The sequence below is a fragment of the Streptomyces sp. NPDC014882 genome (assembly GCF_043081325.1).
In the GTDB taxonomy this organism is placed as follows: domain Bacteria; phylum Actinomycetota; class Actinomycetes; order Streptomycetales; family Streptomycetaceae; genus Streptomyces.
This window is the reverse complement of sequence record NZ_JBIBWL010000020.1, coordinates 44,932-57,806: the sequence shown is the minus strand read 5'-3', so window position 1 is coordinate 57,806 and position 12,875 is coordinate 44,932. Positions and strand designations below refer to the sequence as shown.

Sequence of the window (12,875 nt, the reverse complement as noted above, 5' to 3'; positions counted from 1 at the left end):
GTTCGGGTTCCGGCTCATGTGATGCTCACCTTCCTCATGCCGGCCCTCCTCGCGAACATCCGGCCGGCCGGGGCCAGGGCCGCGACCAGGAGGGACGTGGCGGTCGCGCCGGAACGGGCGGCGAGTGCGGCCTGGAGCGGGATCGTGGCGCGGATGCCGCCGCCGACGGCGCGCTGGACGAGCGGGGGTGAGGGGTTGAGCGTGGCGTGGACGTAGGGCCGGGCGGCCGTGGCGGCGTAGGCGGCGCCCAGGGCGGTGGCGAGGACGCCGGTGGCCCGGGGCGTGGCCTCGGCCGGGCCGGGGCCCGGCAGGCCGGGGGCGGCTGCTGCCCGTCGGCCTGCCGGGGGTCGGGTGCGGCGGTGGGTGACCAGCAGGGTCAGCGCCCCCGTCGTCGCGAGGGCCGCCAGTGGGGCCAGGGCCGAGCCGCCGGTGGTCTCCCGGCGGGACACGGCCGTGACCGCGAGGGTGTGGCTGCCGAGCAGCGCGGCGGAGGGCAGTGCGGCGCGGGTGCCGCCGCCGGTGGCCGCGGCGCCCAGGAGCAGGTCGAGTCCGCGGGCGGCGGCCATGGCCGCGGGACCGGCGGGCGTGTGCTTCAGGGCGAGGTCGTAGGCCCAGACGGTCGCCGCCAGGGACGCGGCCACCGCGAGGGCGGGCCGTCCCGCGCCGGCGGCGAGCGCCAGCCCGGCGCCGGTGAGGGCGCCGGCGGCGGTGAGGGCGGCGGCCGGGCGGACGCGGCCGGACGGCAGCGGGCGGTGCGGGCGCTCCACGGCGTCCTCGGCGCGGTCCGCCCAGTCGTTCAGGGCCATGCCGGCCTCGTACAGGCACACGGAGGAGCCGATCGCGAGCAGGGTCCGCGGCCCGGGGCGCGCACCGGCCGCCGCCGCGCCGGCCAGGGCGTCGCCGGGCACGGTGAAGAGGGCGGGCAGCCGGAGCAGTTCGGCCCAGGCGCCCGTGCGGCCCGCGTGCGGGCGCGGGGGGCGGGACGCGACGCCGTCCCCGGGAACCGTCCCGCCCGCCGCCGCGCCCGTCGCCGCTCCCACCAGGGCGGACCCGGCGACGGCGAACAGCACGGGCAGCCGCAGCGGTCCGGCCCACCTGCCTGCCCGGACCGGGCCGGCTGCCACCGTCGGCCCGGTCAGCCCGGTCGGTGCCGTCGGCGAGGTCGGTGCCGTCGGCGCGGGGGTGGCCTTCGTCGAGGCGGTCGTGCGGCTCATCGCCGGGCCTCGCGGTCGTCGGCGCCGTCCCGCAGCCGCTCGGCGAAGCGCCTCAGCTCCGTGTACTGCTCGGCCAGGGACGCGGGGCCGTCGCCGACCGGGTCCTTGAAGTAGAAGCCCAGTTCGCCCAGGGGGCCGGTCAGGCCCTTCTGCCGGGCGCGGGCGGTCAGCCGGGCCAGGTCCAGGACGAGCGGGGCCGCGAGGGCCGAGTCGCAGCCCTGCCAGGTGGTCTGGAGGACCATGCGGGCGCCGAGGAAACCGTCGAAGGCGATGTGGTCCCAGGCGGTCTTCCAGTCGCCGAGGGCGGGCACGTCGTCGATATGGACCTCGCCCTCGGGGGTGGTGCCGAGGGTGTCGGCGAGGACGCGTTCCTTGCCGGCGTTCTTGGCCGCGGCGGCCGCCGGGTCGGCCAAGGCGGCTCCGTCGCCACCGCCCAGGAGGTTGGTGCCGGACCAGGCCCGCACGGCGAGGGCGCGCTGGGCGAACATCGGCCCGAGGACGGACCGCAGCAGTGTCTGCCCGGTCTTGCCGTCGCGGCCGGCGTGCGGCAGGCCCGAGGAGGCGGCGAGCGGCGCCAGCGCCGGGTGGTGCAGGCCCGTGGAGGGGGTGAAGTTGACGTAGGGGCAGCCGGCGCGCAGGGCGGCCGCCGCGTAGAGGGAGCTGGGCGGCAGGGTGTCGTCGGTGGGGGCCGGCTCGGTGGAGGCGACGTTGACGACGACGGCGCCCGCGAGGTCCCGGCGGCGCACGAAGTCGCGGATGTCGGCCGCGAACACGTCGATCCACTGGTCCCGGGTGCGGCCGGTGTCACCGCTCGGCGGGCCGCCGGGCCTGATCTCCCGGTCGGCGGCGACGAGTTCGGCGTGCACCGCGGACGGCAGGCCGTGCGGCAGGACGCCGCCGTCGGCGAGGTGCTCGGCACGCTTGGGCAGCGGGCAGTCGACGGTGTCGTGACCGCCGAAGACGAGGGACGACAACGGCGGCAGACCGCAGGAGGTGAAGCCGGGGGTCTCGGTGACCATGCCGGTCGGCGGGTGGAGTCCGGCGGCGACGGCGGCGCAGCCCGCGATCGCGGTCGTGGCGACGGATCCGCGCGCGCCGATGAACCAGACGCCGAAGCGGGGGGCCGGGACGGGTGTGGGGAGGGACGGTTCGGCGGACATGGGCAGCCTCCTTGTCGTACGCGAACCCGGTGCGAGCGCCGGAGGGGGACGAGCGGGGGCCGGGCGCGGGGCCCGGCGGGACGGCGGGCGGAGGTCCGGCGTCCTCCGCCCGCCGCCGTTCCGGTCGCCCCCTCGTCAGGGGGCGGTTCGCCCTGGGGCCTCTCGTTTGGATCATGCCGGGCTCGCGGGGCCTGGCACCGTCCCTCGCCGCGTTGTCGTCGGTTGCCATGGCTCCGCCATGGCGCCCTCCTCCGCCTTGCGACGAACGGCACCAGGTCCCGCTCCCTGATCCGGCCTGATCCGAACGAAAGACCCTAGGAGGGCAGTTCCTTCAGCTGGATGTCGCGGAAGGAGACCCGGTCGCCTGCGCCGTGGTTCTGCAGGCCGATGTAGCCGTCGGTCAGGCTCCGCTCGGGGTCCTTGTTGGTGAAGTCGTTGATCTTGACTCCGTTGAGGAACACCTGGAGGCGTTCGCCCTGGACCTTGATCTCGTAGGAGTTCCACTGGCCGGGCGGGCGCAGGACCCGGTCACGGGCCTTGATGTTCGCCGACTTGAACGAGTAGACGGATCCTGTGGTGCGGTCGGCCGCGTCCGTGGCGTCGATCTGGATCTCGTAGCCCTTGTCCACCGCGGACCAGGGGTCGTCGGAGGCCGGGAAGCCCACGAAGATCCCGGAGTTGTCGTCGCCCCGCATCTTCCAGTCGAGCGTGAGCGAGTACGACTTCAGCTCCTTGGCCTGGTACCAGAGCAGTCCCATGCCGCCCTCGGACTCCAGGGTGCCGTCCTCGACGACGAACTTCCCGGGGCCGGCCTGCTTCCAGCCGTCCAGGGTCTGTCCGTTGAAGATCTGCCGGTAGCCCTTGTCCGGCTTGCAGTCCGCCTTCACCTGGCCGGTGGCGTACCGGAGGCCGCCGAGCAGGTGGGCCCGGAAGGCCTCGTCGGCGTACGACTCCTTGGTGTGGCCGCCGCCGGTGTAGAAGGACCGGCCGCCGCCGTAGCTCTGGCACCAGGCGATCGGGTGGTCGCCCTTCATGGTGCCGCCGCTGTAGGTCGTCTCGTCGAGGGTGGCGAGGACCTTGGCCTGCTCGCGCGGGTTGGTGCGGTAGTTGTACCACTCGTCGGTGCGCTCCCAGGTGTCGCCCAGGTGCGCGGTGGCCGGGTGGTCGTGGTCGTGGACGCGCACGGTGGCCTTCTGGATCGCCGGGTGCGAGTCGAAATAGGCGCCGACGAGGCCGCCGTAGAACTCCCAGTCGTACTCGGTGTCGGCGGCGGCGTGGACGCCCAGGTAGCCGCCGCCGTTCCTGACGTAGTCCTCGAACGCCTTCTGCTGCTCGGCGTTCAGGACGTCACCGGTGGTGGACAGGAAGGCCACCGCGTCGTACTTGGCGAGGTTGGCGGTGGTGAACTGCCGGGCCTCCTCGGTCGCCGTGACCGAGATGCCGGCCGGGGCGCCCAGTTCCTTCAGCGCGGCGACGCCCTCCGGGATGGAGTCGTGGCGGAAGCCCGCGGTTTTGGAGAACACCAGGACCTTCTTGCCGGCCGTGAACGGCTCCTCGGAGAACTCGAAGTCGTCCACGTCGTACAGCGCGCCCTCGCCGCCCCGGAAGACCAGGTAGATCTCCGTGGTCTTCTTCGGCAGCGACCGCAGGGGCACGTCGACGTCCTGGAACGTCTCCCAGCTGCCGGTCGGCGGGATGTACGCCGAGCCGTGCAGCGTGCCGGTGGGCGAGCCGGTGCGCAGCTCGACGAAGCCGCCCGCGCCGCCGGAGGAGGCCCGTACGGTCATCTTCTTCTGCCCGTCGAGCCTGTAGGGGCTGAAGGAGATCCAGTCGCCGTCGTCGATGTCGCCGACGGTCCTGCCGCCGTTGGCGCCGGTCTTGTCGATCACCGACACGCCCTGCTGGGCGCCGAAGTGCTCGGCCTGGCGGTGCAGCGGCTGGAGCACGGTGCGGGCGGTGCCGGTCAGCGCCTCCTGGCCGTTCGCCCCGCCGTCGGTGTAGCCGGCGCCGACGACGCCGTAGATGTTGGCGTTGGGGTCGTGACCGCCATCGCCGGCGGGCGGCTTCAGGGTGCCCTCACAGCCCGTCTCGCTGGTCAGCTCGTGGGCGTGCGAGTCGTGGCCGAGGCTGTAGGCGACCTTGACCCTGGAGCAGTCGACGGTCTCCTCGGGGTCGGTGACGGTCACCTTGAACGGCACGGGCTCGCCGAAGGCCGCCAGGCTGCCGTTGCCCGGCACGGTGATCTTCACCGTGGGCTCGGTGTTGCCGACGACGATCCGGACGCTGGCGTTGCCGGTGTTGCCCTCGGGGTCCTTCGCGGTGAAGGTCGCGGTGTAGGTGCCGGCCTTCTTGTACTTGTGGGTGGGGGTGAGGCCCTCGCCCGTGGTGCCGTCGCCGAAGTCCCAGCCGTAGGTGAGGTCCGGGGAGTCGGCGTCCTTGGCGCTGCCGGTGAACTTCACCCTCAGCCCGGCCGCGCCGGACGTCCTGTCCGCGTCGGCCTCGGCGATCGGGGAGAAGCCGTCCTCGGCGTTCTCGATCCGGTACAGCGCGGAGTCCTTGTCGCCCTGGAACCAGGACAGGCCGTAGTCGAGGACGTAGAGCGCGCCGTCGGGGCCGAACTCCATGTCCATGATCTGGGTGCCGGTCCACGGGAAGTCGTTGATCTTCGCGACCGTGCCGTCGGGTCCGTCTTCGGTCTGCTCGATCCGCTTGATCCAGCGGCGGCCGAACTCGCCGGCGAAGAAGTCGCCGTCGTACGCCTCGGGGAACTTCACCGAGGAGTCGAGGCCGGGGTCGTAGCGGTAGACCGGGCCGCCCATCGGGGACTCGGAGCCGCTGCCGAACTCGGGTACGGAGCCGCCGTCGTAGGGGATCCAGGCGGCCTGCGCGGGCGGCAGGTCGACGAGGCCGGTGTTGTGGCGCGAGGTGTTCTTCGGCGCGGCGCAGTCGAACTTCTCGCCGGACTCCCCGGTGGCGAAGTCGTAGTCGACGTAGGCGTCGTTGTTCCCGGTGCAGAACGGCCAGCCGAAGTTGGCGGGCTTGGTGACCTTGGCGAACTCGACCTGTCCCGCCGGGCCCCGGTTCGGGTCGGCGGCGCCGGCGTCGGGGCCGTAGTCGCCCACGTAGATGACGCCGGTCTTCTTGTCGATGTTCATCCGGAACGGATTGCGGAAGCCCATCGCGTAGATCTCGGGGCGGGTCTTCTCGGTGCCGGGGGCGAAGAGGTTGCCCTCCGGGACGGTGTACGAGCCGTCCTCGGCGACCTTGATGCGGAGGATCTTGCCCCGCAGGTCGTCGGTGTTGCCGGCGCTGCGGCGGGCGTCGAAGGCCGGGTTGCGGTTCGCCCGCTCGTCGATCGGCGTGAAGCCGTCGGAGGAGAAGGGGTTGGTGTCGTCGCCGGTGGACAGGTAGAGGTTGCCCTCGGCGTCGAAGGCGATGTCGCCGCCGACGTGGCAGCAGGTGCCGCGGGAGGCCGCGACGTCCAGGACCTTCTTCTCGCTGGCCCGGTCCAGGGTGCCGTTGGGGTTGAGGACGAACCGGGAGAGGCGGTTGACGCCGTCGAACTTCTCGAAGTCCTCGGCGGTGCCGGTCTCCGGGGCGTCGCCCGCCGGGGTGTCGAGGGGCGGGGCGTAGTAGAGGTAGATCGCCCGGTTGTTCTCGAAGTCCGGGTCGATGCCGACGCCCTGGAGGCCCTCCTCGTCGTGGCTGTAGACGTCGAGCTTGCCGGCGACCTTGGTGACGCCGCCCTGGTCGGTGAGGCGCAGCGTGCCGTCGCGCGAGGTGTGCAGGACGCTGCGGTCCGGGAGCACGGCGAGCGACATCGGCTCGCCCGTCTCGGGCTCGCCCTTGGCGAGCGGCACCTGCTGGAACTGCCCTTCGGCGAGTGCCGGTTCGTCGTGCTCCGGGTGGCCGGGGTGGGCGCCGGCGACGGTCGCCGGGGCGCCCACGGCCAGCAGCAGGCCGGTGACCAGGGCGAGACCGGTGCGAAGTCCTGGACGACGCCTCGTGGTGGGGGTGGATGTGAGTCTGCTTCTGTGCACGAAGTCCCTCCGGGAACGGGATGGGGCCGTACGGAACAGGTGCGAGGAGGTGCAGTGCGTGCGGTGCGTGCAGTGCGTGCAGTGCGTGCAGTGCGTGCGGTGCGTGCGGACGCCGGGGTGCGCCGTCACCCCGGAGGCGTGGGTGTCCTGAGCACTTCGGGGACGGCGACCGCGTTCTTCCGGAGGTCTTCCGGAGGCCTTCCGGGGGCCTTCCGGAGCGAAGACCCCCGGGGCCGGCTCCGGCCGGGGTTCTCCCCGGCTCAGGACAGGGCGGGATCCGGGCGGGTCGGGTCCGGGGACCGGCGGATGTGCCGGTCCCCGTGCCCGGCCTGCCGTCGGGTGCGGCTCAGCTGTTGAACGCGGCGTCGAAGGACGCGCTGGGCGGTTCGAAGTCGTAGGCCTTGAGGTGCCTCAGCGCCTCGGGGGCGCCCTGGAGCCGGTCCATGCCGGCGTCCTCCCACTCCACGGAGACCGGACCGCGGTAGTCGATCGAGCGCAGCATCCGGAAGACGTCCTCCCAGGGGACGTCGCCGTGGCCGGCGGAGACGAAGTCCCAGCCGCGGCGCGGGTCGCCCCAGGGCAGGTGGGAGCCGAGGCGGCCGTTGCGGCCGTCGAGGCGTCTGCGGGCCTCCTTGCAGTCCACGTGGTAGACGCGGTCGCGGAAGTCCCACAGGAAACCGACCGGGTCGAGGTCCTGCCACACGAAGTGGCTGGGGTCGAAGTTGAGGCCGAAGGCCGGCCGGCGGCCGACCGCGTCGAGCGCGCGCACGGTCGTCCAGTAGTCGTAGGCGATCTCGCCCGGGTGGACCTCGTGGGCGAACCGCACGCCCTCGGCGTCGAAGACGTCGAGGATCGGGTTCCAGCGCTCGGCGAAGTCCTCGTAGCCGCGCTCGATCATGGCCTCGGGGGCGGGCGGGAACATGGCCACCAGGTGCCAGATGGCGGAGCCGGTGAAACCGACGACGGTGTCGACGCCGAACGCGGCCGCCGCACGGGCGGTGTCGGCGATCTCGGCGGCGGCCCGCTGCCGGACGCCCTCGGGTTCGCCGTCGCCCCAGATCCGGGCGGGCAGGATCGCCCGGTGGCGTTCGTCGATGATGGCGTCGCACACCGCCTGCCCCACCAGGTGGTGGGAGATCGCCCAGCACTTCAGGCCGTACTTCTCCAGGAGCTGGTGGCGCCCGGCGATGTACGAGGGGTCGGTGAGCGCCTTGTCCACCTCGAAGTGGTCGCCCCAGCAGGCGAGTTCGAGGCCGTCGTAGCCGAAGTCGCGGGCCAGCCGGCAGACCTCCTCCAGGGGGAGGTCCGCCCACTGGCCGGTGAAGAGTGTGAACCTGCGCGGCATGCTGGAAGTCCCCTCAGTCGGCGATCGGCGTGTAGACGGAGTTCTTCTCGGCGCTCTCCTCGACCGCCGCGAGGACGCGCTGGACCTGGAGGCCGTCGGCGAAGGAGGGCTGTGGTCCGCCGCCCTCGGCGATCGCGTGGACGAGGTCGCGGGCCTGGTGGACGAAGGTGTGCTCGTAGCCGAGGCCGTGGCCCGGCGGCCACCAGCCCTCCAGGTAGGGGTGGTCGGGCTCGGTGACGAGGATGCGGCGGAAGCCGGCGTGGCTGCCGGGCTCGGTGGCGTCGTGGAACCACAACTCGTTGAGCCGCTCCAGGTCGAAGGCCAACGAGCCGCGTTCGCCGTTGAGTTCGAGGCGCAGGGCGTTCTTGCGGCCGGTGGCGTAGCGGGTCGCCTCGAAGGAGGCGAGGGCGCCGGAGGCGAAGCGGCCGGTGAACACGGCGGCGTCGTCGACGGTGACCGTCCCGGTACCGGTGGCGGAACCGGGACCAGGGCCGGGGCCGGGGCCGGTACCGGTTGCGGTGCCGGTACCACCACCGGTACCGGTCTCGGTACCGGTGGTGGTGTCGCCCCCGGCGGTCAGGCCCTCGGTCGGCCCGCCGGGCAGCGGCCGCCGCCGTACGAACGTCTCGGTGAGCGCGGAGACGCCCGCCAGCCGCTCGCCGGCCAGGTACTGCGCCAGGTCGACGATGTGCGCGCCGAGGTCGCCGAGGGAGCCGGATCCCGCCCGTTCCCGCAGCAGCCGCCAGGTCAGCGGGAACCGCGGGTCGTTGAGCCAGTCCTGGAGGTACGACGCCCGGACGTGCCGCAGGCGGCCGAGCCGGCCCTCGGCGACCATGCGCCGGGCCAGCGCGGTGGCGGGGACGCGACGGTAGTTGAAGCCGACCATCGCCAGCTGTCCCCGGGCCGCGGCCTCCTCTGCCGCCCGGGTCATCGCCTCGGCCTCCGCGACGGTGTTGGCGAGGGGCTTCTCGCACAGCACGTGCTTGCCCGCGGCGAGCGCGGCGAGCGCGATCTCGGCGTGGCTGTCGCCGGGAGTGCAGATGTCGACGAGGTCGACGTCGTCCCGTTCGACGAGGGCGCGCCAGTCCGTCTCGGTCCGCGCCCAACCGTGCCGGTCGGCCGCCGCGCGCACGGCGTCGGCGTCCCGGCCGCAGAGCACGGCCGTCTCGGGACGCAGCGGCAGGTCGAAGACGCGGCCCGCGGTGCGCCAGCCCTGGGAGTGGGCGGCGCCCATGAAGGCGTAGCCGACCATGCCGATGCGCAGCGGCGGCTTCCCCTCACGGGCCCCGTCGGACGCTTGCGGCTGTGCCATTCGGATGTCCTCCTCGTCGTCGTGGCGGGCGGGGACGGGCCCCGCCCGTGGGCTGGTCAGGCCCGTGGGGCGGGGCTCCTCACCGGAAGCCGGTGGACATGTACCGGTCCACGTTCTCCTTGTCGACGACGGCCGAGTAGCAGGTCACCGACGAGGGGATCTCGAACTCCGCGAGGCCGCCGACCCCCTTGCCCTGGCCGAGGGCGCGGGCCAGGTCGATCGCGGAGGCGGCCATCGTCGGCGGGTACAGGACGGTGGCCTTCAGGACTCCGTCGTCGGCCTTGATGGCCTGGAAGGCGGCGAGCGCGCCCGCGCCGCCCACCATCAGGAACTCGTCGCGTCCGGCCTGTTCGATGGCGCGCAGCGCGCCCACGCCCTGGTCGTCGTCGTGGTTCCACAGCGCGTCGATCCGCGACTGGGCCTGGAGCAGCTGGGCCGTCCTGGCCTGGCCGGACTCGACGGTGAACTCGGCGGCCTGGCGGGCCACCTTCCGGATGTTGGGGTAGTTCTTCAGCGCGTCGTCGAAGCCCTGGGTGCGCTGCTTGGTCAGTTCCAGGTTGTCCAGTCCGGCGAGCTCGACGACCTTGGCGTCCGGCTTGTCCTTGAGCTTCTCGCCGATGTAGTGGCCGGCGTTGAGGCCCATGCCGTAGTTGTCGCCGCCGACCCAGCAGCGGTACGCCTGGGGGGTGTTGAAGATCCGGTCGAGGTTGACGACGGGGATGCCGGCGCGCATCGCCTTCAGCCCGACCTGGGTGAGGGCCTTGCCGTCGGCGGGCAGGATCACCAGGACGTCGACCTTCTTGTTGATGAGGGTCTCGATCTGGCCGATCTGCTGGGCGGTGTCGTTGGAGCCCTCGGTGATCTCCAGGGTGACGTCGGAGTACTTCTCCGCCCGCTTCTCGGCGTTGTCGTTGATGGCGTTGAGCCAGCCGTGGTCGGCCTGCGGTCCGGCGAAGCCGATGGTGACCTGCTTGCCGGGCTTGTCGTCGGCGGCCGGCCGGTCGTTCGCGGCGGGCCCGTCGTCGCCGGACTCGTTGCTGGTGCAGCCGGTGACGAGGGCGCCGGCGGACACGGCGGCCGCTCCGAAGAGGAGTCCTCTGCGGCTGGTGAACTCTGGCATGGCGGTGAACCCCTTCGTCAGGTCGTGCTCGCGGTACGGCGCTGGACCAGCACGGCGGCGACGATGATCGCGCCCTTGGCGATCTGCTGGACGTCGCTCTGCAGGTTGTTCAGGGCGAAGATGTTGGTGATCGTGGTGAAGATCAGGACGCCGAGGACGGAGCCGACGATGGTGCCGCGGCCTCCGGTGAGCAGGGTGCCGCCGATGATCGCGGCGGCGATGGCGTCGAGTTCGTAGAGGTTGCCGTTGGTGTTCTGGCCGGAGCCGGCCAGCACGATCAGCAGGAAGGCGGCGATGCCGCAGCACAGCCCGGACAGCAGGTAGAGGTGGAGCCGCTGGCGGCGTACGTCGATGCCGGCCAGCCGGGCGGCCTCCGCGTTGCCGCCGACGGCGACGGAGCGGCGGCCGAAGGTGGTCCGGTTGAGGACCAGCCAGCCGATGACGGTGACCGCGGCGAACACCAGGACCAGCGGCGGGACGCCGAGCACGTAGGAGTCGCGTTCGCCGAGGTCGAGGACGCCGTCGACGGTGACGATCTGCGTCCGTCCGTCGGTGATCTGCAGGGCGAGGCCGCGGGCGGAGGCGAGCATGGCGAGGGTGGCGATGAACGGGACCATCCCGCCGTACGCGATGAGGACCCCGTTGACCAGGCCGCATCCCAGTCCGACGAGGACGGCGGTGAGGAGGATGCCGCCGAAGCCGTACTCCTGGGTGGCGACGGTGGTCGCCCACACCGAGGCGAGGGCGACGATCGCGCCGACCGACAGGTCGATGCCGCCGGAGATGATGACGAAGGTCATGCCGACGGTGACGACACCGATGACGGAGGCCTGGGTGAGGACGAGCTGGAGGTTGCGGGTGTCCAGGAACTCGTCCGGTCTGGTGACGCCGCCGATGAGGACCAGTACGGCGAGCACGCCGAGCAGCGACAGGGTGCGGACGTCGGTGCGGAACGGCACGGTGCGCCGGGCGGGCGTTCCGGCGGCCGACGGCACCTTTCCGGTGCCGTCCCGCGGTGGGGAGACGGGCTGCGTCATGACGCCGGACTTCCTTCCATGACGAGGTCGAGTACGCGGTGTTCGTCCAGTTCGCGGGCGGGCGCGGTGTGGACCACGCGTCCCTCCCGGAGCACCAGGACCCGGTCGGCGAGGCCGAGGACCTCCGGCACCTCGCTGGAGACGAGCAGCACGGCGAGTCCTTCGTCGGCCAGTCGGCGGACGACCGCGTACAGCTCGGCGCGGGCGCCGACGTCGACCCCGCGGGTGGGTTCGTCGAGCAGCAGGACGCGGCAGCCGCGCAGCAGCCAGCGGGCCAGGACGGCCTTCTGCTGGTTGCCGCCGGACAGGGTCCGTACCGGTGCGGACGGGTTGTCGGGGCGCAGCGACAGTTCGCGGGTCGCCGCGCGGGCCGCTCCCCGTTCGGCGCCGCGGTCGATCCAGCCGCCGCGCGAGAAGCGGGAGAGGGAGGAGACGGAGACGTTGCGGGTGACGGACTCCAGCATCAGCAGGGCCTGGGCCTTGCGTTCCTCGGGGGCGAGACCCAGTCCGGCGCGTACGGCGGCCCGCACGCTGCCCGGCCTCAACGGCCTTCCGTCCACCGTGACGTGACCGGCCGTGGGACGGCGGGCGCCGTAGATCGTCTCCAGGATCTCGGAGCGGCCGGAGCCGACCAGCCCGGCGAGTCCGACGATCTCCCCCGGCCGCAGGTCGAGGTCGAGCGGCTCGAACTCGCCCTCCCGGGCCAGCCCGCGCACTTCCAGCAGGGGCTTCCCGTCCGTGGCCGGCACGCCGGCCGCGGGCCGCTCGGGGAAGACGTACGCGACGTCGCGGCCCGTCATCAGCGCGACGACCTCGCGGGTGGGTGTCGACTTCGCGGGCAGGCCGCCGGCCACCGCCCGGCCGTCCTTGAGCACCGTGACGCGGTCGCCGATGCGGCGGATCTCCTCCAGGCGGTGGGAGATGTGGACGACGGCCACGCCGTCCGCGGTCAGGTCGCCGACGATGCGGAAGAGGTTGTCGACCTCGTCGGGGTCGAGGGCGGCGGACGGTTCGTCCATCACGATCAGCCGGACGTCGTGGGAGAGGGCCCGCGCCATGGAGACGACCTGCTGCTGGGCCGCGGACAGCTCCCCCACCGGAGCGGCCGGGTCGATCTCCGCGTGCCCGAGCCGCCGCAGCAGGGCTTCCGTCGCCCGACGGGCCGCCCCGGCGCGGACGACGAATCCCGCGGTGGTGGGCTCGTGGCCGAGGTGGACGTTCTCCGCCACCGACAGGTGCTCCACCAGGTCGAGTTCCTGGTAGATGGTGGCGATGCCGAGGCGCATCGCGGCGATCGGCGAGCGCAGGACGACCGGTTCGCCGCGCCAGCGGATGGTGCCGCCGTCGGGCTGGTGGGCGCCGGCCAGCACCTTGATGAGGGTGGACTTGCCGGCGCCGTTCTGGCCGAGCAGGCAGTGCACTTCACCGGCCTGGACGTCGAGGTCGACGCCGTCCAGGGCCCGGACGCCGGGGAACGACTTGGTGATGCCGGACATGCTGAGCAGCGGTGGTTCTGGTGCCATGTGGATTCCCCTCGGCGGGCGTGCGGGCCGGAGTCAGGGCGGAACGCCAGGAATCGGGCGCTCCTGAGGTGGCGCGGGGCAGCGGAGGACGAGGCGGGGCAGGACGGTGCGAGGCAGCGCGGGG

The 12,875-nt window shown here is 72.9% G+C and carries 8 protein-coding genes; all 8 read right to left on the bottom strand.

Features of this window, described 5'->3' with window-relative positions:
* Nucleotides 1–14: 14 nt before the first annotated feature.
* The 8 genes from ACF09K_RS31920 to ACF09K_RS31885 all read right to left on the bottom strand — a co-directional run bounded on the left by ACF09K_RS31920 (nt 15) and on the right by ACF09K_RS31885 (nt 12,751).
* Nucleotides 15–1,214 (bottom strand): SCO3242 family prenyltransferase, encoded by a 1,200-nt coding sequence (locus ACF09K_RS31920; protein ID WP_392248811.1) that lies wholly within the window; start codon nt 1,212–1,214, stop codon nt 15–17.
* Nucleotides 1,211–2,374 carry an inositol-3-phosphate synthase gene (locus tag ACF09K_RS31915; protein ID WP_392248810.1) on the bottom strand — a complete coding sequence of 388 codons (1,164 nt, stop codon included), beginning with the start codon at nt 2,372–2,374 and terminating at the stop codon, nt 1,211–1,213. The genes ACF09K_RS31920 and ACF09K_RS31915 overlap by 4 nt, the downstream gene beginning before the upstream one ends.
* 314 nt (nt 2,375–2,688) lie before the next feature.
* Complete coding sequence (locus ACF09K_RS31910; RefSeq protein WP_392248809.1) at nt 2,689–6,414, bottom strand: ThuA domain-containing protein; 3,726 nt, start codon at nt 6,412–6,414, stop codon at nt 2,689–2,691.
* Between the two features lie 346 nt (nt 6,415–6,760).
* A complete protein-coding gene (locus ACF09K_RS31905; RefSeq protein WP_392248808.1) occupies nt 6,761–7,759 on the bottom strand; it encodes a sugar phosphate isomerase/epimerase family protein in 999 nt (332 codons plus the stop codon).
* Between the two features lie 13 nt (nt 7,760–7,772).
* Entirely contained in the window at nt 7,773–9,071 is a 1,299-nt protein-coding gene (locus ACF09K_RS31900) for a Gfo/Idh/MocA family protein (RefSeq protein ID WP_392248807.1), read from the bottom strand.
* A gap of 79 nt (nt 9,072–9,150) precedes the next feature.
* A complete protein-coding gene (locus ACF09K_RS31895; RefSeq protein ID WP_392248806.1) occupies nt 9,151–10,191 on the bottom strand; it encodes a substrate-binding domain-containing protein in 1,041 nt (346 codons plus the stop codon).
* 17 nt (nt 10,192–10,208) lie between these two features.
* A complete protein-coding gene (locus ACF09K_RS31890; RefSeq protein ID WP_392248805.1) occupies nt 10,209–11,228 on the bottom strand; it encodes an ABC transporter permease in 1,020 nt (339 codons plus the stop codon).
* Nucleotides 11,225–12,751 (bottom strand): sugar ABC transporter ATP-binding protein, encoded by a 1,527-nt coding sequence (locus tag ACF09K_RS31885; RefSeq protein ID WP_392248804.1) that lies wholly within the window; start codon nt 12,749–12,751, stop codon nt 11,225–11,227. The genes ACF09K_RS31890 and ACF09K_RS31885 overlap by 4 nt, the downstream gene beginning before the upstream one ends.
* Nucleotides 12,752–12,875 lie beyond the last annotated feature (124 nt).